Below are 19,118 nucleotides of genomic sequence, written 5' to 3' on the forward strand. Positions count from 1 at the left end.
TTCCGGACGGACGACGCGCAAACGGTCCGGCGCTACGGGAATCCTGTAGCGCCGGGCCGTTTCCGTATCCCGGGACCGAAACCGCCGCGGAAACTTTGCTCCCGGCACGGCCCGACGGCGGCCCCGCGCGCCCGCCGGCTTTGTCACCGCCGTCGCCGGCCGGTCATGACATCCCTGGGAAAGACAGCGTTCACCTTCCGCTGGCCGTCCCGACGTCTGGATATCACCATCCGGAAACGCCGCCGCAACACAGCGGGTGCAAGCTGGAAGGGACGCCCGAAGGTGTCGTCGCTGCAAGAGAGAGCAGGGTTGTTATGAATCCCTTGATCATCCTGACCGCAGTCACCGGCCCCAGCGATGGCGGCCGTCCGGGCACCGCCATCCGGCCCATCCAGGCCGCCGACGTCCCCGAGCTCTCCGAGATGTACCGGGATTCCTACGCCGACAGCCTGCCGCAGCCTCCCGACCGCACCGCCGGCTGGATCGACACCCTGCTCGCCGGTGCCCGGGGCCGGCACGTTCCCGAAGCCTCCGCGGTCAAGGCGGCCCCCGACGGGCAGCTGGCAGCCGCCATCATCGTCACGGACCCGGCCCCGGGGATCGAAGGCGACTGGGACAGCGTGATCGCGGAACTGTTCACCCACCCCGACCACCGCCGGCAGGGGCTGGCCGAAGAACTGCTGGGCCACTGCCTGCACGTGCTGCACACCCTGGGCCGGAAACGGGTCGCCGTGATCGTGGACAGCGGAAACTCGGCCGCGCTGGCGCTCTACCTGTCGCGCGATTTCCGCCGGCTGTCCGACGACGACGAGGGCGACTAGGGGCGCCGGCACTCCCTTCCCCGGCCGGCGCCGCCGGTGCTAGCTTGTCCGGATGGACGTCCTCGACTGGCTGCTCGACTCCGACCCCGCGATCCGCTGGCAGGTCCTGCGTGACCTCACGGACGCGCCGCCGGAGGAGCTGGCCTCCGAACGTGGCCGGGTCGCCGAGCAGGGCTGGGGCGCCCGCCTGCTGGCACTGCAGGGCCGTGACGGGCAGTGGGACGGCGGCACCTACTTCCCGACACCGTTCGACGGCTCGGAGCCCGGCCAGCCCTGGACCTCGACCGCCTATACCCTGCTGCTGCTGCGCGAGTTCGGGCTTGACCCGCAGAGCGGTCCGGCACGCACCGCCGTCGAACGCGTCCGGAACAACAGCCGCTGGGAAGAGGGCGGCCAGCCGTTCTTCGAGGGCGAGGTGGAACCCTGCATCAACGGCATGGCCGTCGCGCTCGGGGCGTACTTCGGCGAGAACGTCGACGGCATCGTCGCGCGGCTGCTCGACGAACAGCTCGACGACGGCGGCTGGAACTGCGACGCAGACCGGGGCTCGACCCGGTCCTCCTTCGCCACCACCATCAACGTCCTGGAGGGGCTGCTGGAGTACGGGAAGGCGACAGGCGGCACTCCCGAGATAGCCGCGGCGCGGCAGCGCGGCGAGGAGTATCTGCTCGAACGCAGCCTCCTGCGCCGCAAGAGTACCGGGGACGTGGTCAACCCGGCCTGGCTCCAGTTCTCCTACCCGGTCCGTTGGCACTACGACGTGCTGCGCGGCCTGGATTATTTCCGGGCCGCCGGTGCCGCGCCGGACGGCCGGATCGGGGAAGCCCTGGCGCTGGTGGAGTCAAAGCGCCGGCCGGACGGCACCTGGCCGTTGGAGAACAGCCATCCGGGCCGGATCCACTTCCCGCTGGACGACGGGGACGGCCGTCCGAGCCGCTGGAACACAATGCGCGCGCTGCGCGTGCTGCAGTGGTCGGAACGCTCCTAGGAGTTTGTAACTTCGATGGAAATATGGCTACATTGACCTTGACGCAACGCATCAAAGCTTTTTGGGGGAAACATGAACAAGGCGCAACGACGCGCGCATATGGAGCCGCCGTGTCCGGCGTGCGGCTCACGGGTGGTGCCAACCTGGAAAGACGAGCGCTCCCTGGCGGCACGCCAGCCCGACTGGCAGGTCAGCGCGCGGCAGTGCAGCAGCCAGGCCTGCACCATGAACGACCCGGAGAACTGGTAGCACCGCCACGCCGCGCGCCGGGTGCCCGTGGAACGGAGTCCGCATGAGCGTCCGCAGCGCAGGCCTCCTGTTGTACCGGCGGGGAGCGCAGTCGCAGCCGGAATTCTGGATCGCCCACATGGGCGGTCCGTTCTGGGCCCGCAAGGACGCGGCCGCCTGGTCCATCCCGAAGGGCGAGTACACCGCGGACGAGGATGCCCTGGCGGCCGCGCGGCGCGAGTTTACCGAGGAAATGGGCACGGCGCCGCCCGACGCCGGCTACTTCCCGCTGGGCAGTTTCCGGCAAGCTTCCGGCAAGGTCGTCACAGTCTTCGCCGCCGAAGCCGATTTCCGGCCGGAACGGGTGGTGAGCAACACCTTTGAGCTGGAATGGCCAAAGGGCTCCGGCGTGGTCCGCAGCTACCCCGAGATTGACGACGCCGCCTGGTGCGGGGAGGCGGAGGCGCGGCGCAAACTGGTGCGCGGCCAGCTCCCGGTCCTCGACGCCCTCCTGGCACACCTCCGGGACGTCGGCTGGGCAGCCCCATCACAAATGTGACACCTTATTTCATTGAAATGTCACAAAGCGCCCGGGTAGTGTGACAGGAACTGTCAGATACTTACGGCCCTAGCCCTGGAGCGAGCATATGCAACATGTAGGACGTCGGCTGTCCGCCGTCACGGCGGCACTGGCCTTGAGCGTGGCAGGCGGGGCCGTTGCCAGCCCCGCGTTCGCGGATCCCCGCGAGACCCAGAAGACCCCCACGGCCAGCGGCTACGGCGGCGCCGTCAGCACGGTGGATCCGGAGGCCTCGGCCGCGGCACTTGAGGTGCTCCGCAAGGGCGGCAACGCCGCGGACGCCGCCGTGGCCGCGGCCGCGACCCTCGGCGTCACCGAACCCTACAGCGCCGGAGTCGGCGGCGGCGGCTACTTCGTCTACTACGACGCCAAATCCGGCCAGGTCGGCACGATCGACGGGCGCGAAACCGCGCCGGCCGCGATGCCGCACGATGCGTTCATCGATCCGGCAGCCGGGAAGCCCTGCCGTTTCACCCCCGACCTCGTCACGAGCGGGGTCGCCGTGGGTGTCCCGGGCACCCCGGCCACCTGGCAACGGGCCCTCAAGCGCTGGGGAAGCCTGAGCCTGGGCGAGGCCCTGAAGCCGGCCATCAAGGTCGCCACCCGCGGCTTCGTGGTGGACAATACGTTCCGCCAGCAGACGCTCGACAACAAGGCCCGCTTCGCGGCGTTCCCCGCGACCAGCAGCCTGTTCCTGCCCGGCGGCGACGCCCCCGCCGTCGGCAGTATTTTCCAGAACCATGACCTGGCCGCCACCTACCGGCTCCTCGCGCAGCAGGGCACGGACGGCTTCTACACCGGCCCGCTCGCGGCCGAGATCGCCGCCGCCGTGCAGGCACCGCTGAAGGCCGCCGGCACCGGGCTGCCCGTCCCGGCCGGGTTTATGACCACGGCCGACCTCGCCGCCTACCGCGCGGTGGACCAGGCCCCCACCCACGTGAACTACCGCGGCCTGGACGTCTACGGCATGGCACCCTCCAGCAGTGGCGGCACCACGGTGGGCGAGGCGTTGAACATCCTGGACCCGGCCAATCTCTCCGGAATGTCCCGGGCCGGCGCCCTGCACCACTACCTGGAAGCCAGTGCCCTGGCGTTCGCCGACCGGGGCAAGTACGTGGGCGACCCGGCGCAGGTGGACGTGCCGACAGCCGCCCTCACCGACCCGCTCTTCGGCAAGGAACGCGCCTGCCAGATCGACCCGCAGCACGCCGCGGCCAAGCCGGTCGCACCGGGGAATGTGGCCGCGTTCGACGGCGTGTGCCCGGCGTCGACCGTGGCGCCCGCCGAGGAGAAGGACACCGAGAACATCTCCACGACCAACCTGACGATCGCGGACCGGTGGGGCAACGTGGCCGAGTACACGCTGACCATCGAGCAGACCGGCGGCTCCGGCATGGTGGTACCCGGCCGCGGGTTCCTGCTCAACAACGAACTGACCGACTTCTCCACCGTGTACGACCCGAAGGATCCGAACCGGATCGAGCCCAACAAGCGGCCGCGCTCCTCGATGGCGCCGACCATCATCCTGAAGGACGGGGCCCCGTTCGTTGCGCTCGGCTCGCCGGGCGGGTCGACGATCATCACGACGGTGCTGCAGACCATCCTGAACCGGGTGGACCTGGGCATGACCATCTCCGAGGCGATCGCCGCACCCCGCGCCTCGCAGCGGAACACGGCCAAGGTCACAGCGGAGCCGTCGTTCATCGCCGCGTACGGCAGCGAGCTGACGCCGTTCGGCCATCAGTTCACACCGTCCGGGGATGCGTTCACGTCGGCGGCGGAGATCGGCGCAGCAACCGCGATCGAGTTCGGTCCGGGCGGCAGGATGGTGGCCGCGGCGGAGCCGGTCCGGCGCGGCGGCGGCTCGGCGATGGTGCTCAACCGGTCACGGTAGCCGCGCCGGCACCCTTCACGTAGGCGGCCTGCCCCGCGTGCTGGAGGCAGTCGGCCAGGATGCTGACCAACCGCACCCCGAGCGTGACCGGCGGCTTCCAGCGGGTGTCGACGACGCGGTCCAGGTCCTCGTCGCTGAGGGAAGCCAGGAATTCGACGGTCTGCCGGTGGACGGCGTCGTAGTAGGCGAGCAGCAGCTCGGGAGGGGCCTGCACGGCGTCGACCTGGCTCCGGGTGTGGCCGTAGCCGGTGTCCTGGTCCGGGAGTGGGAGATCAAAACGTCCGGCGAACCCCTGCGACGTCCACACCTGTTCCAGGCCGGCAGCCGCCGCGACCTGCGCATCCTCCCCGCGGCCGAGGTGCCAGACCAGCCAGGCGATCGGGTTGGTGTGATCTCCCAGCCTCCGCGCCAGCGCCTCCGGGTCGATGCCTTCAAGCGTTGTGGCCACGATTTCGCGGATCCTGCCAAAACCGTCAAGCAGCAGTTCGTTGGCTTTCATTGCAGTGCCTCCGATGGATAGTCGCTGCGCCCCATGCTGGCACGGACGGAACCGGTTGCGCTATCACTTCGGGCCGTTCCGGGCGTCGCAGAGGGACCATAAGTGATAGAGCAACCCCTACACCTTCCGGTGGATCGACTTGTAGCTGAGGTAGGCGTTCAGGCCCTCGATGCCATACTCGGTGCCGAGGCCGGAATCGTGCCGGCCGCCAAAGGGCGCCGCGTGGTTGGATGCGAAGAAATTAATGCCCACCGAACCGGTGTCCATCCGATCCGCCACCGCAAACGCGGTCCCGGCGTCGGAGCCGAACACCAGTCCGCCCAGGCCGAACTCGGTGTTGTTGGCCAACGCCACCGCTTCCTCGGCGCTGCCTCCCGCGTCGTTGTACTTCAGGATGCAGATGACCGGGCCGAAGATCTCCTCGCGCGCGATCCGCATTTCAGGGGTGACGTCGGCGAACACGGTCGGCTCGACAAAGTAGCCGCCTTCCAGCCCGCCGCTCAGGGACGCCGCGCGCCCGCCGGTCGTGGCACGGGCGCCTTCTGCCAGGCCGGACTCCACGTATTCCAGCACGGTCCGGTACTGGGACTCCGTGGCGCACGGGCCAAACACCGTGTCAGGCTCCAGCGGGTCGCCCTGCTTGGCCGCCGCAATCGTGGCGGTGACCATGTCCACGACTTCCTCGTACCTGCTGGCGGGGGCCAGGATCCGGGTCGAGATGTAGCAGGTCTGCCCGGTGTTGCGCAGGCAGGAGCGGATCAGCACCTTGGACATTGCGTCCAGGTCTGCGTCCGGCAGCACAATCGCACTGGATTTTCCGCCGAGTTCCAGGGTGACAGGGCGCAACAGCTCTCCGCAGGCCGCCGCGATCTTCCGGCCAACCGGTGTGGAACCCGTGAACGCCACCTTGTCCACGCCGGGGTGCTTCACCAGCTCGTCCCCCAGCCGGCCGGATCCGGTGACAAGGTTGACGACGCCGGCCGGGACTCCGGCCGCGGCCACCGCGTCGATGACCACCCGGAGGGACAGCGGGGTGGGCGACGCCGGCTTGATCACCACGGTGCAGCCGGCCAGCAGCGCGGGGGCGAGCTTGATGACCACGAGGTTGATCGGGAAGTTCCACGGTGCGATCAGGGCGCACACGCCCACCGGTTCGCGCCGAACGACAGATTCCCCGCCGCCATTGGGGAAGGCCCGTACGTCCTCCCGCTCCAGGTATTCGGCCAGGGTGGCGAAGTAGCGGAGAATCCCAGCGGCGTTGGCGGCAGCCCCGGCGGACTCAGACACCGGCGAGCCATTCTCGCGGGTGTTCATCAGGGACAGCTCCCCGGCCCGCTTCTCGACTTCGTCGGCGATGCGCAGCAGGTATGCGGCGCGGACCGACGGCGCCAGCCGCGGCCAGTCGCCGGCGTCGAAAGCCCGGCGTCCGGAGGCGACGGCGGCGTCGACGTCTTCGGCGGTGCCGTCCGGCACGGAGCCCCAGACTTCGCCGGTGGCGGGGTCCGTCACCGGGTTCCGTCCGCTGCCGCGTGCCGGGATCCAGGCGCCGTCGATGAAGAGGTCGTCCACGTGGGTGTAGGGCAGGTTGAGCGCGGCGCGGGCGGCCAGGGCGTGGGCCTCGTGCGTGGCGGCGGTCATCGGATGACCGCCGTCTTGAGCAGGGCGGTGGAGCGGTCCAGATCGGCGGTGGCCATGTCGAACGCGGCCTGGGTGATGAGCTCGGGCACGATTTCCGAGGTCAGCCGCTCGGTGTAGGTGGCCGGGTCCATCTTGAACCAGGAGGAGGCCAGGGCGATCCCTGCCTGGTCGAAGCGCCACAGCCGGTCGGCGTCGCGCATCAGCGCATCCTCCAGCGAATAGGCCACGGGGCGGGTGTCATGCCCGTCAATGATCGCGCAGACGCGCTCGATGAAGTCGGCGTGGTAGCCCAGGTCCGGCAACACCCGGCGGGCGACGTCGCAGCCCTGCTTTTCGTGTTCGTACCGGATGGCGGCCTTGCGCCAGTCCCCGGCGAAGCCTTCGGAGATGATCCGGGATTCGTCCACGTGGGCCCAGCCGGTATCGTGCAGCACGGTGGCCACCCTGACCAGTTCGGCGTCCGCTTCTGGATAGGCCCGGCAGAGCCGCTCCGCGAAGGCGAGCGAGATCGGCAGGTGAATGTCGTTGCCGCGGGTGCGTGTCTCGTGCACTACTGCCCGCCAGAGTCCGTCCAGTTCCTCGAGGGCCGCGGGGGTGGTGGCGATTGGGGCCGTGTCCACCGGTCCCGGGGCCGGAATCGGCCGGACCGGGTAGGCGGCGGCGAAGTCCGTAGCCGCGGCGTCGGAAACCGGATTCGCATTGGCGGCGTCGGCAACCGGGGTCTTGGGGGTGGTCATAGTGCTCCTTCGGGTGGGGCCAGCCGCAGGCGGCTAGCTGTCCGTGGTGATCGTTTTGAGGGGTGTGGCCGGGTCCGCGGCGGCGTCGGCGGGGATGTTCAGGCCTTTGGCGAGGGCGTTCTTGACCGCCATGAAGTCGAGCGGGGCGTTGACGCAGTCCGCGGCGATGATCCGGCCCTGCCGGTAGTAGAGCACGCTGAACTTGCCTCGTTCCTGGTCCTGCCGCAGCACCGTCTGGTCGTAGCCGCTGCAGAGTCCAGCGATCTGGAGTTTGAGGTCGGCCTGGTTGGACCAGAACCAGGGGATGCCGGCGTATTCCTCGCGCCGCCCGGTGAGCGAGTAGGCGGCCACCTTGGCGTGCTCGATCGCGTTGTTGACGCTCTCGAGCCGGATCCGCTCCCCCGGTTCCGAGCCGGGGACCGGGTTGGGCATGTTGGCGCAGTCGCCGATGGCCACCGTGGTCCCGTCCGAGGCCAGCGCGAAGCGGTCCACGACAATCCCGTTGTCCACGGCCAGGCCAAGCTGTTCGGCCAGCTGGGTGTTGGGGATGACGCCGATGCCGACCAGCACGATCTGCGCCGGAAGCACCGTGCCGTCCTGGAGTTCGACGCCGGCGACGGCCCTGCGACCGTCGGCCGCGGCGTTGTCACCGGCGGCGCCGCCTGCGGTGAACCGTTTGGCACTCGTGTTCAGCCGGATGTCCAGGCCCCGTGCACGGTGGGCCTGCAGGAAGTACTCGGCGGTTTCCTCGCCGACGGCGCGGCCCACCAACCGTGGACCGAATTCGAGAACGGTGACGTTCTTGCCCATCTTTTGCAGGCTGGACGCGGCTTCGAGGCCGATGAATCCGCCGCCGATCACCACCACGTCGCTGGCATCCCCCACCCGGGCCTTGAGCGCCAGGGCGTCGTCGGCGTTGCGCAGGTAGAGCACCCCGTCGAGGTCCCCGCCCTCAATCTCCAGTTTTCGGGCGCGGGCGCCTACGGTGAGGGCGAGCCGCGCGAAGGGGAACTGCCGGCCGGAGGAGGAATGGGCCACCCCCGACCCGTCCGCGTCCTTCTCGATCCGGACGATGTATTCGCCCTTGACCAGCTCCACATTGTGCTCGGCCCAGTACTCGTTGGAGCGGAAGATCAGGGATTCGCTCTCCACCGTGCCCTGCAGGAACTCCTTGGACAGGGCCGGGCGCTGGTAGGGCCGGTGGTCCTCGTCGCCGAGCAGGGTGATGTGCTCGTCGAAGCCGAGCGCGCGCAGCGACACGGCGAGCTGGACGCCGGACTGGCTGGCGCCGATGATCAGCAGGCCGGTGCGGGTGGGGCTTGCAGTGTCGGGACCGGCTGCGCCGGCCGTTTCGGCGGACGGCTGCTGCGCCGCGGCAACGTGGGTTTCCACGGCTACACCTGGGTTTCCGGGGTGGTGACGAACAGTTCGAGCTCGTCCGTCAGGCGCAGCTGGCAGGACAGCCGCGAGTTGTCCTCGCGGTCCACGGCCGTGCCGTAGAGCATCTCGTCCTCCATGTCCTCCATCGGTGGAAGCTCCGCGAGGCAGTCCTCGCGGACAAAGACGTGGCAGGTGGCGCAGGACAGCGAGCCGCCGCATTCGGCCACGATGCCGGGGACGCCGTTGCGCACCGCGGTCTCCATGACGGAATCCCCGGGGTTGCCCTGCACGTCGCGGACGGCGCCGTCGGCGTCGGTGAAATGAACCGTTGGCATTGGTCCTCCTTGGGTAGAAAGTCGCTTGGAAAGTTGGAGCCGGCGCTCAGATGAACTGGCGGCCGCCGTCGACCACCATGGTCTGGCCGGTGTAGTAGGAACTGTCCGGGCCGGCCAGGAAAAGCGCCGCACCCACGATGTCCTCCGGCTGGCTGGCCCGCTTGATGGCACCCCGGTCCACGCCGTAGTTCTCGGCGTTCTCCATCAGCCCGTAGCTGGCTTCGGTGAGGGTGAAGCCGGGGGCGATCGCGTTGACGGTAATCCCCCGGCGGCCCAGTTCCTTGGCGAGCACCCGGGTCAGGGCCACCACACCGCCTTTCGAGGCGACGTAGTGCAGCCACTGCTCCGAGCCGCTGAAGATCGTGGCGCTGGAGAGGTTGATGACGCGCCCGCCCTCGGGCAGGTACGGGCTCGCCGCGCGGGTGACGAGCCAGGGGCCCTTGAGGTTGACGTTCATCACCAGGTCCCATTCGGCCGGGTCGATGTCCTCGAACGGGCTCCGGGTCACCCCGGCGTACACCGCCGCGTTGTTGAGCACGACGTCGATGCTTCCGCCGCCGAAGTCCGCGCAGCTTTTCGCGAGGGCCTCGGTGGAGTCGAGGCTGGTGACGTCCGCGTGGAAGGCGGCAGCTTCGGCCCCGGTGTCCAGGACCAGCTTGGCCGTTTCCTCCGCACCGGCCAGGTTCACGTCGGCCAGCGCCACGCGGTAGCCGCGGCGGGCGAAGCCGAGCGCGAACGCCCGGCCCAGCCCGCCGGCGGCACCGGTGATCAGGACGGTGCGGGCCGGCTGGCGCCCGCTCCCGTTTTCTGCCGGGGTCATCGTCGGATCAGACATGGCTGTGGCTGTGCGCCCCGGGCCCGGCGACGACCAGTTGGTCTTCGGTGTCGAGGATCTGGACGGTCCCCTTGGTGCCGTCCACCCGCAGCCGCTGCCCCGTCTTGATCGTGGTGGACGCGGAGCCGGTCCCGGTTACGGCCGGGAGCCCGTATTCCCGGCAGACGATCGCCGCGTGGCTCATCATGCCGCCGATGTCAGTGACCGTTGCCTTGATCTTGCCGAAGATCGGGCCCCAGGACGGTGCCGTGACGGTCGCGACCAGGATTTCGCCCTGCTGCACTTCGGAGAGCTGGTCGGCGTCCGTGACGACGCGGGCCAGCCCCTCCACGATGCCCGGTGATGCCGCCATACCGCGCAGGCCGCCGCCCTCCACCGCTTCGCCGGCACCCAGCCACTGCTGGACCTGCTCGGTGGTGATGCCCCAGAGCATCCGGGTGAACGGTTCGGTGATGATCTCCGGCGGGGTGTTCAGCGCGGGCGCCGGCCGCGCCGTCTTCAGCGCGTCCACGATCCCGCGGCGGCGTTCGATCTCCTCCGGCCAGTAGTCCGGGCCGATCGGCTTCGCGCCGACGCCCCAGCCGGTGACGAGGTCGAAGAGCGCATCGCGGACCTCGTTGCGGCCCAGGTACAGGAGATCGTCGGGTTCGGTCCAGAACCCCTCGGCCTGCATCATCCGGCTGAGCTCGCGGATTTTGCGCCAGAAGACGCCCATGGTCCAGTGCTCGATGTAGAAGTTGTGGTTCTCCACGTACGGGTAGGCGGTGCCGGCGAGCCGGCGCTTGGCGTCGAAGAGCGACTGGTTCTCGCCCTCCAGCAGTTCCCGGTATTCCTCGATGATGCGGTCGCGTTCGATGATCAGGGCCTCGATCGGGCGCATGATTTCCTGGCCCTCGTCCACCCGCCGGATGTAGTCCGCGATGTAGCCGAGCGGGATTTCCTGGTGTTCGTTCCAGTACTTGTCGTGGCCGTAGAAGCCATTGCCTACGGTGAAGTTGAACCACGGGTCCTTGGCGGCCTCGTACTGGGCAATCCAGCGGTCCCCGTCGGGGGCGGCGGCGATCGCAGCCAGGGTGGCCTCGACGTCGTCGGTGTTGCCGAAGCGGGACTGCAGCCCGAGTTCGACGGCGAGCTTGGCGAGCTGCTTGAGCTCATCATCCGGACGGAACAGCTCCATGTCCACGCCCTGCACCATGGTGGCGATCGACTGGTCGGGGATGTTGGGGAAGACCTGCTTGCAGAAGTTGAAGAAGTCCAGGTAGGCGATGTAGCCGAGGTTGAGGAACTCGAAGTGGTACTGCCAGTTCTGGTAGGCCAGCTGGATCAGCCGGTCGTAGCTTTCCAGCAGCTTTTCGGAGCCGTCCTTGCCCTTGCCGGAGAGGATATCCTCCATCGGGACAACGTCCGGGAGCTTGGGGAAGGAGATGGTTTCCATCTCGTCGATGGTGCCCTTGACCTTGACGTGCCACTGCTTGAGCAACTGGTCCCAGTTCTGGAAGTAGTGGCCCACGCGCTGCTCGAACAGGGGGACCCGCGCGGCGATCTGGTCCTCGGGGACCGGGATGGGCGACATGTACAGGTAGCCCAGGTGCACCCTGAATTCGATGCCGTTGGCGTTCGGGATCATCAGATGCCGGGCGTTGTACTGGCCCAGGCACTTGACCGCGAATTCGCCGCCGATGGTCTCGAAGGGCTTGAACACTGTGGGCCAGTGCTGGCTGTCGCAGAACCAGAACTTGGCGTCCTCCTGCTCTTTGAGCTTGTCCTGGAAGACCAGGTAATACGGGTAGATCTTTTCCCAGCCCTCGGCGCCGGCGGGGACCGCAAGCTCGGAGGGTTTGGGGAAGGACTTCAGGGACATGGCGGTCCTTTCAAGGCGGGCTCATCGTCGAGCCGTGGTGGGAGGGCGGAACGGGGGGCATTAGCGGGTACTAGGCGGACGCCTTGGGCGTCCCGGCGCTGAATCCGCTGAAGAAGCCTCCAGCGACCACCGGTTGCGGGGCCGTGACGACGGCGGGCTTGGAGGAGTGCACGGTCTCCGGGCGGGACTGCAGCAGGAGCAGGTTCGCACCGTCCGGCAGGTCCGTGTCAAGGGCCCACTCGATGTCCTGCGGGCACTTGTAGTGTTTCTCCGCGCGCTTGGCCATCAGCGCCACGGCGCTGAGTTCAGCGTCGCTGAGGCTGCGCCGGCCGCGGCGTTCGGCGTCGACTTCCCGCTCCACCAGGCGGCCGGCAACGGCGTCCGGGACGAGTTCGGCGTGCTTGTCGCCAAGGTGTTCGGAGATGACCGCCAAGGTGACCTTGTCCAGCATGATGTTGTCCGGGGTGACCTGGCCTGAGACCACCATCTCGCCGACGCCGTAGGAGGAGTCGATGGTGATCTTGGAGCGGTCGCCGTTGGTGGGGTCCATGGTGATCGCGACGCCGGAGACGCGGGCGTTGACCATCTTCTGCACCACGACGGCCATCGAGAGGCCCTCGCTGGGGATGTTGTTCTTCAGCCGGTAAATGATGGCGCGGGAGGTGAACAGCGATGCCCAGCACTGCCGGATGTGATCTGTGACGGCCTTGACGCCGTTCAGCCAGAGGTAGGTGTCCTGCTGGCCGGCGAAGGAGGCGTCCGGGAGGTCCTCGGCGGTGGCGCTGGAGCGCACGGCCACCGGCACGGGCGCCTTGAAACGGGACATCAGGGCCTCGTAGGCGCCGACGGTGAGCTCGCGCAGGGCTTGCGGCACCGGGCGGGAGCAGATGTCCTCGCGGATGGCGGCCGAGACCTTATCCACCTGGCCCATGTCCTCGGGGTCGAGGTCGGCCAAGAGCTGGTGAATATGCCGGGTGATGCCTGCTTCCTGCATAAAGGCGTCAAACTGCGCGGTGGTGACCACGAAGCCCGGCGGGACGGGCATGCCGGCGGCAGTCATGGTGACCAGGGACGCGCCCTTGCCGCCGAGGTTCTCGAGCTTCGGTTCAATGCCGCCGTCGAAGAACTGGATGTATTCGTTGCTTTGCATATTCCTTAGGCCTTCCAGCTGACAGGGACGGTCTCGGGGACGCGGAAGGAGAGGTTTTCGCGGAAGGTGATGGCTTCCGGGTTCTCCAGCTGCAGTTCCGGGGCGAGCCGGGCCACTTCCTCAAGGGCGATCTTGGCCTGGAGCTTGGCGAGCATGTTGCCCAGGCAGTAGTGGATGCCGAACCCGAAGGAGAGGTGCTCGCGGGCGTTGGGGCGGCTGATGTCGAAGTCCTCGCCGGCGTCGAACTTGTTCTCGTCACGATTGGCAGAGCCCATCAGGAGCAGCAGCTGCGCGCCTTCCTCGATCGGGACCCCGCCGACTTCGGTGTCGTTGAGCGCCTTGCGCCGCCAGCCGACGATCGAGCCGGCGTAGCGGAGCACCTCGTCGATGGCGGCCGGAATCTTCTTGGGGTCCTCGACCAGTTGCTTCCACTGGCCGGGGCGGGCCAGGAGCTCACGGAGGGCGTTGGAGATCAGCGTGGTGGTGGTCTCGTGGCCGGCGAAAAGCAGGCTGTACAGGACGGAGGCGATCTCGTGGTCGGAGATCTCGGCACCCTCCTGCTGCGCCTTCACCAGGTCCGCGGTGAGGTTGTCGCCGCCCTCCTCGTGGACCACCTTCACCAGGCGGAGGCATTCCTGCCAGTACTCCACCAGGTTGTGGGCGTGCGGGATCTGCTCCTCGTCGCTGAGGTCGCCCCAGGTCATCGCCGCGCGGGAATCGCTCCAGCGCTTGAAGGTGTCCACCTGGGAGACATCCGCGCCGATCAGGGTGAGGATGGTGATGGTGGGGACGTCGTACGCGAGGTCCTTGACCATGTCGCCGCGGTGTTCCGGGTGGGCCAGCATCTTCTCCAGCAGGTCGACGACGTTCTGCCGGATGAACGGTTCCAGCGCCTTGTAGCGGCGCGGCGTGAAGGCTTTCTGGACCACGGCGCGGATGCGGGTGTGCTCCGGCGGGCGCCGCGCCGACAGGCCCGAGTAGGCGGTGAACCCGCCCTCTTCCATGATCTTCTTCGCCGCAGCGCCGCGCTCGCGGACCGGGGCCTGGGCATTTTCGCTGGAGAAGGTCTCCCAATCCTCAAAGACGGCCTTGATGTCGTCATAGCGGGAGACGACGTAGAGGCCCACCCGCTCGTCGAACATCACGGGCTGCTCGGTCCGGAGTTCAGCGTAGGCGGGAAACGGATCCTTCATCTGGAACGGCTCATAGCCGTGGTGCCCTGCGGGGGCTTCGGCGCCGTGGCCAAAGGGACAGCGGCCGGCCGTTTCCGTCGAGGGTGACATCTAAGCTCCTAGGTTTTCGGTCCCGCCGGCAGCGCCAGTGCATGCCGGGGTTCTTATCTCCCAGTGTGGCCCGCGTCACTCCCGTCGGACAGTGTCTGCTTCCACTGGGCGGAAGGCAGTTGGTTTCACGCCCGGTTAACGCGCTCCGCCTGGGCAGGGTCCGGCCCGGGTGCTGCCAGCGGTCCGGGGGCACTTCGACACGGACACGCCGCCAAACTAGCCGCCGACGTCGAACATTGCCGCCAAAGGGCCCCCGGACGGACCCTCCCGGACCGGCTCAGCCCGGACTCCGCTCAGTTGGTGCCGGCGACGTGGCTTCCCAGCAGCGTTTCGAGCGGGATCCGCGCGGTGGCGCGCTCGATCTGGGCGGCGATGCCCCGCAGGACGGGGAGGTGCCGGGTCATGGTGGCGGCCTGGCTGGTGGGAAGTACCAGGCCGATGGAGGCGCCGATCCTGCCGGTGTGGAAAACCGGGACCGCGATCGAGCAGGAGCCCAGCCGGACTTCCTCCAGCGTGGTGGCGTACCCCTGCTCCCGGATCTTGGCCAGTCCCGCCGCCAGCTTTTTGGGGTCCACATGGGTGTGGGCGGTGTGCCGCTCCAGCTGCCGGTTCAGGTACGCGTCGCGGACCCAGTCCTGCTCGTACGCCAGGATCACCTTGCCGACGGCGGTCGCGTGCATGGGCAACCGGCCGCCGACCCGGGAGGCCCGCGGCACCCGTTTTGAACCGTAAACGCGGTCGATGTAAAGGACCTCGTGTCCGGCCCGGACCGCCAGGTGCGCGGTTTCCCCCGTGAGTGAGAACAAGTCCTGCACGTAGGGCCGGGCCGCGTCACGCAACTGCCTCCCCGTGTTCTGCGCCAGCTCCCACAGCCGGATACCGAGCTGGTAGCGCCCGTTCGGCTCCCGGGACAGGAGTCCCCACGCGGTGAGTTCGGTGACCAGCCGGTGGGCCGTACTCAGCGGCAGCCCCGATTTCTCTGCAATCCCGGTCAGGCTGAGGGCACCTCGGGACGTCTCGAAGGCTTCCAGGATGGAGAGCACTTTCGAGGTCACGGACCTGCCGGGTTCGCTGCTGCCGCCAACCATCCTGACCTCCTTGTCGAGGGCTCATCCGGCCCGGTCCCGGCCGCCGGTCGGCCGGCGTCCGTCCGGCCCCCTGTCGGCCGTGCACCAAAATGAAGCGAGTCTAGTCCGGACCGGGTTGGTCCGGTGCTCCGAACACGCAACGCGGGGTCACGTAGCGTCCATCCGGGGCTCCGGAATGGGCGCTAGGTGACCCCGCGTCGGGGTTTGCCTAGGCGGGGATCCGGTCCGCCAGGCGGGATTGGGCCTCGCGGACCGCGGGCACGCCGTCGCCGTCCTGGCCGTACAGCCAGTCGTTGTACTGGAAGTCGTTGTCCTTCCGGCTCTTGAAGAGCAGGTTGCGCAGCGTCCGGGCCAGTCCGGAGACGTGCCAGGATTCGCCCCAGACGCGGGCAGTGCGCTGGACCCGGGCGGTGCGGCCGGCGCGGATGGTGTTGAACTCCCGGATCGCGCCGTCCCAGGCCTCGGGGTTGGCACCGTCCTCGGTGAAGACGGTGCCCAGGCTCGCGTCCTGCAGCGCGGCGGCGTCCTCCAGCGCCTGGCAGGCGCCCTGGGCGAGGTACTGGAGCATGGGGTGGGCGGCGTCGCCCATCAGCACCATGCGGCCGGCAACCCAGTTTTCGATCGGGTCACGGTCGTACATGGGCCAGCGGATGCCGGTGGCCAGGTTCTTCAGCGCTTCCTGGACGGCCGGGACGCAGTCCTTGTAGGCAGCCTCGAGCTCGTCCACACCCCCGTACTGTTCCTCGCCGCGCTCGAAGGACGGCGACTTGAAGACGGCCACGGTGTTCAGCAGCTCGCCCTTGCGCAGCGGGTACTGCACCAGGTGGCAGTCCGGGCCGAGGTAGACGATGACGTCCTCGAGGTCGGCCTTGGGGGTGTCCTCGGTGATCGGGACGGTGCCGCGGTAGGCGACGTAGGCCGAGGAGACGGGCTCGTCGTTGGTCACGAGCGGGCGCAAGGTGGAGCGGAGCCCGTCGGCGCCGATCACGACGTCGGCCGCGTAGTCCACTCCCGCGGCGGTGTGGGCCACGCCGCGGCCGTTGACGGTTTCAACGCTCTCGACCATCACGTCGTTGACCAGCTTGACGCCGGCGGCCTCGCAGCCTTCGAGCAGGACGCGGTGCAGGTCGCTGCGGTGGATCACGACGTAGGGTGCGCCGTAGCGGTCCGCGAACTCCCCGCCGAGACTCTGGCGGGTGAGTTCCTCGCCGGTGACGGCATCGCGGAAGACCAGGTGCTTGGGCTGGACACCGATTTCCAGTGCCTTCTCCAGCAGGCCCCAGCGCTTCAGGACGCGGGAGGCATTGGGGGCCATCTGCAGCCCCGCGCCGACCTCGCCGAATTCGGGGGCCCGTTCCACGAGGGTGACGTTGGCGCCGTTTTCACGCAGCGCGAGGGCTCCGGCCAGTCCGGCCATTCCCCCTCCGATGACCAGGACATCGGTGGACGTGGCGTGCTCAGACATTGCTTGCTCCTTGCGGGATAGAGATTTTCGATTTGAGTTGGAGGCCGACGACGACGAGCAGGACCGCGGCGATGGCGGCCGCGCCGGCGAAGGCGAGGAAGTTGGAATTGACGCCGAGCCCGGCGGCCAGCAGGAGGCCCCCGACCTGCGGTGCGGCGACGGCGCCGATGCGGCCCGTCCCCAGCGCCCAGCCCAGCGCGGTGCCGCGCAGGTGTCCGGGATAGTGGCTGGCGACGGCGGCGATGATCAGGCACTGCGTGCCGTGGGTTCCGACGCCAGCCAGGACCAGCATGAGGTAGACGACGGTGACGGACGGGCCGGTCACGAGGACCATGAGCGCACCGGCGGCGACGGCGGCAGCGGCGATCGCCGTCGGGATCGGACCGAACCGCGTCCCGGCCCAGGCCGTGAGGACCGAGCCGGCCACCGCCCCGAGGTTCAGGGCCAGGGCGAAGGTCAGGGCGGACCCCAGGTTGTAGCCGGCCAGCTGCATCAGGTTCGGCAGCCAGGTGCCCAGCCCGTACCAGGCGAAGAGCGTGGCGATCGTGGCCAGCGCGAACAGCATGCTGATCCCCAGGTACGGGGCGCGGAGCAGGGACGAGAAGCCGGCCGGCTCCTTGAGCGTACGGCCCCGGCGGGCCGCTATCTCGGCCGGGGTGGCCGGGGTGAGGGTCTCCGGCAGGTATTTCAGTCCCAGCGGGACGACGACGAGCAGGGCCAGTGCGGCGACCAGGAACATCGATTCCCAGCCGAACGCGGGGATCAGCTGGATCCCGACGAGGGCGGCGATGGATCCGCCGATCGGCACGCCGGACATCATCAGCGTCGCGATGGTGGACCGCCACTTGGTGGGGACCAGTTCGGCCACGAGGGCGTTGGCCGAAGGCACCAGCCCGCCCAGGCCGATGCCGGCCAGGAGCCGGAGGGTGCCGAAGACCGGGGCGTTGGGGGCGAACGCGCAGAGGATGGTGAAGACCGAGAAGCCGATGGCGCAGCCAAGGATGGTGCGGCGGCGGCCCCAGGAATCGGCCATCCGGCCGGCGAAGATCGCGCCGATCATCATGCCGACGAAGGCCATCGAACCGATGGTCCCGGCGGTGGCCTTGCTCAGGCCCCAGCCGGTCTCGGAGATCAGGGAGGACTGGACGGTGCCGTAGACAATCAGGTCGTAGCCGTCGAAGACCACGAGGAGCCAGCAGACGAGCACAGCCGCCGCCGAGGCTTTGGAAAACCGGGAGGCAGGACCGTCAGCGGCGGTGGGGCCGGGAGACCCCGGCGCGGACCGTTGCGGCGCTGCAACAGAGGGTGTGTGATTCATGCCACTACTGTCCTAGCCACGCTAAGTGAACCACAATACAATTCTGATGTGCAGAACAAGCCATCGTCTCCCTCCGCCCGGAAGCCCGTGCAGAAACGGCCGACCTATTCCATCGAGGCCGTAGACAACGCCCTGCAGCTGCTGCAGCTGCTGCGCGACGGCGGGGCGCTGCGGCTCAAGGACGCCGCCGCGGAGCTCGGCGTCGCCCCGTCCACTGCCCACCGGCTGCTGGCCATGCTGGTGTACCGGGGGTTCGCTGTGCAGGATGAGACGCGCCGCTACGTCCCGGGGCCGGCGATGGGCGTCGGGCCGGCCGGGCTGGCGTGGACCAGGCTGCTGCGCACGCTCGCGCAGCCGCACATGGAACTGCTCTCGGCGCGGCTGGACGAAACCGTGAACCTGATGGTGCGGGTGGGCACCAAAGTCCGCTTTCTCGCCACGGTGGAGGGAAACAGCGTCCTGCGGGTTGGTGACCGGCAGGGGACGGTGATGCCGGCCAACAGGACCTCCGGCGGCAAGGCCATGCTCGCAGAACTGGAGCCGGCCATGATCGAGCAGTTGTTCCGCAGCAGCAACGCCGAGATCGGCGGGGACAACATTCCGGCAGCGGAGTATCCGGCCTTCCTGCGCGAGCTGGAATCCATCCGCAGCAACGGCTTCGCCGCCAACTTCGAGGGCACCGAGGAAGGAGTGAGCGCGCTCGGAATGGCCCTGCACAACCGGCACGGGCACGTCGTCGGCGCGCTCAGCGTCGCCACTCCCGCAACCCGGTTCCGCCGGGTGTTCGACGCCGGACTGGTCCAGGCCCTGCGGGAGACCTGCCGGCAGCTGGAGATCGACATCGCGGCCAATCCCGCCGAGCCGGACTGAGCACCCGGCACGGTCCCGGCGCGGGGCAGGGCTGGGCGCCCGGCAGGGCAGCCTAGGCGGGACTCGGCAGCAATTCTGATCAGCAGAATATGTTGGAGGTCACACCGCCGGCTCCGTATGGTCGAACTACGCCAAAGAACCGTCCTGA

Annotated in this window: 17 protein-coding genes; 5 read left to right on the top strand and 12 right to left on the bottom strand. The window is 68.7% G+C overall.

Translation table 11 applies throughout. The features are described from left to right. Positions 1-314 precede the first annotated feature (314 nt). The 4 genes from ABIN76_RS02920 to ggt all read left to right on the top strand — a co-directional run bounded on the left by ABIN76_RS02920 (position 315) and on the right by ggt (position 4,511). Complete coding sequence (locus tag ABIN76_RS02920; protein WP_346958216.1) at positions 315-821, top strand: GNAT family N-acetyltransferase; 507 nt, start codon at positions 315-317, stop codon at positions 819-821. 52 nt (positions 822-873) lie between these two features. Beyond that, positions 874-1,809: a hypothetical protein gene (locus tag ABIN76_RS02925; protein WP_346958217.1), complete on the top strand. Its 936-nt coding sequence runs from the start codon at positions 874-876 to the stop codon at positions 1,807-1,809. A gap of 292 nt (positions 1,810-2,101) precedes the next feature. Beyond that, positions 2,102-2,596: an NUDIX domain-containing protein gene (locus ABIN76_RS02930; RefSeq protein WP_346958218.1), complete on the top strand. Its 495-nt coding sequence runs from the start codon at positions 2,102-2,104 to the stop codon at positions 2,594-2,596. A gap of 88 nt (positions 2,597-2,684) precedes the next feature. After that, a complete protein-coding gene (gene ggt / locus ABIN76_RS02935; RefSeq protein WP_346958219.1) occupies positions 2,685-4,511 on the top strand; it encodes a gamma-glutamyltransferase in 1,827 nt (608 codons plus the stop codon). On the opposite strand, the gene ABIN76_RS02940 is transcribed toward ggt, so the two are convergent. The 12 genes from ABIN76_RS02940 to ABIN76_RS02995 form a co-directional block, all read right to left on the bottom strand. Next, positions 4,495-5,010 carry a DUF664 domain-containing protein gene (locus tag ABIN76_RS02940; RefSeq protein WP_346958220.1) on the bottom strand — a complete coding sequence of 172 codons (516 nt, stop codon included), beginning with the start codon at positions 5,008-5,010 and terminating at the stop codon, positions 4,495-4,497. The two genes, ggt and ABIN76_RS02940, sit on opposite strands and share 17 nt — an antisense overlap. 117 nt (positions 5,011-5,127) lie before the next feature. Next, positions 5,128-6,648: an aldehyde dehydrogenase family protein gene (locus ABIN76_RS02945; RefSeq protein WP_346958221.1), complete on the bottom strand. Its 1,521-nt coding sequence runs from the start codon at positions 6,646-6,648 to the stop codon at positions 5,128-5,130. Continuing rightward, positions 6,645-7,385 carry an HD domain-containing protein gene (locus tag ABIN76_RS02950; protein WP_346958222.1) on the bottom strand — a complete coding sequence of 247 codons (741 nt, stop codon included), beginning with the start codon at positions 7,383-7,385 and terminating at the stop codon, positions 6,645-6,647. Before ABIN76_RS02950 ends, ABIN76_RS02945 begins: the two co-directional genes overlap by 4 nt. Before the next feature lie 33 nt (positions 7,386-7,418). Continuing rightward, positions 7,419-8,777, bottom strand: a complete 1,359-nt coding sequence (locus ABIN76_RS02955; RefSeq protein WP_346958223.1) for an FAD-dependent oxidoreductase — start codon at positions 8,775-8,777, stop codon at positions 7,419-7,421. Positions 8,778-8,779: 2 nt separating this feature from the next. Beyond that, positions 8,780-9,100 (bottom strand): 2Fe-2S iron-sulfur cluster-binding protein, encoded by a 321-nt coding sequence (locus ABIN76_RS02960; protein ID WP_346958224.1) that lies wholly within the window; start codon positions 9,098-9,100, stop codon positions 8,780-8,782. Between the two features lie 46 nt (positions 9,101-9,146). Continuing rightward, a complete protein-coding gene (locus ABIN76_RS02965) occupies positions 9,147-9,920 on the bottom strand; it encodes an SDR family oxidoreductase (RefSeq protein WP_346958225.1) in 774 nt (257 codons plus the stop codon). A gap of 7 nt (positions 9,921-9,927) precedes the next feature. Beyond that, positions 9,928-11,796 carry a PEP-utilizing enzyme gene (locus ABIN76_RS02970; RefSeq protein ID WP_346958226.1) on the bottom strand — a complete coding sequence of 623 codons (1,869 nt, stop codon included), beginning with the start codon at positions 11,794-11,796 and terminating at the stop codon, positions 9,928-9,930. Between the two features lie 70 nt (positions 11,797-11,866). Continuing rightward, on the bottom strand, positions 11,867-12,946 hold the full coding sequence (locus ABIN76_RS02975; protein WP_346958227.1) for a PEP/pyruvate-binding domain-containing protein: 1,080 nt from the start codon (positions 12,944-12,946) through the stop codon (positions 11,867-11,869). Positions 12,947-12,951: 5 nt separating this feature from the next. Further along, complete coding sequence (locus ABIN76_RS02980; protein WP_346958228.1) at positions 12,952-14,229, bottom strand: cytochrome P450; 1,278 nt, start codon at positions 14,227-14,229, stop codon at positions 12,952-12,954. A 293-nt stretch (positions 14,230-14,522) separates the two neighbouring features. Further along, positions 14,523-15,317, bottom strand: coding sequence for an IclR family transcriptional regulator (locus ABIN76_RS02985; protein ID WP_346958229.1), 795 nt, complete (start codon positions 15,315-15,317; stop codon positions 14,523-14,525). Between the two features lie 208 nt (positions 15,318-15,525). Then, positions 15,526-16,782, bottom strand: coding sequence for an FAD-dependent oxidoreductase (locus ABIN76_RS02990; RefSeq protein ID WP_346958230.1), 1,257 nt, complete (start codon positions 16,780-16,782; stop codon positions 15,526-15,528). Beyond that, positions 16,775-18,100, bottom strand: coding sequence for an aromatic acid/H+ symport family MFS transporter (locus ABIN76_RS02995; RefSeq protein ID WP_346958231.1), 1,326 nt, complete (start codon positions 18,098-18,100; stop codon positions 16,775-16,777). Before ABIN76_RS02995 ends, ABIN76_RS02990 begins: the two co-directional genes overlap by 8 nt. Before the next feature lie 48 nt (positions 18,101-18,148). On the opposite strand from ABIN76_RS02995, the gene ABIN76_RS03000 reads away from it, so the two are divergent. Beyond that, positions 18,149-18,970 carry an IclR family transcriptional regulator gene (locus tag ABIN76_RS03000; protein WP_346958232.1) on the top strand — a complete coding sequence of 274 codons (822 nt, stop codon included), beginning with the start codon at positions 18,149-18,151 and terminating at the stop codon, positions 18,968-18,970. Positions 18,971-19,118 lie beyond the last annotated feature (148 nt).

Origin of the sequence: uncultured Arthrobacter sp. (genome assembly GCF_964021775.1) — a bacterium.
In the GTDB taxonomy this organism is placed as follows: domain Bacteria; phylum Actinomycetota; class Actinomycetes; order Actinomycetales; family Micrococcaceae; genus Arthrobacter.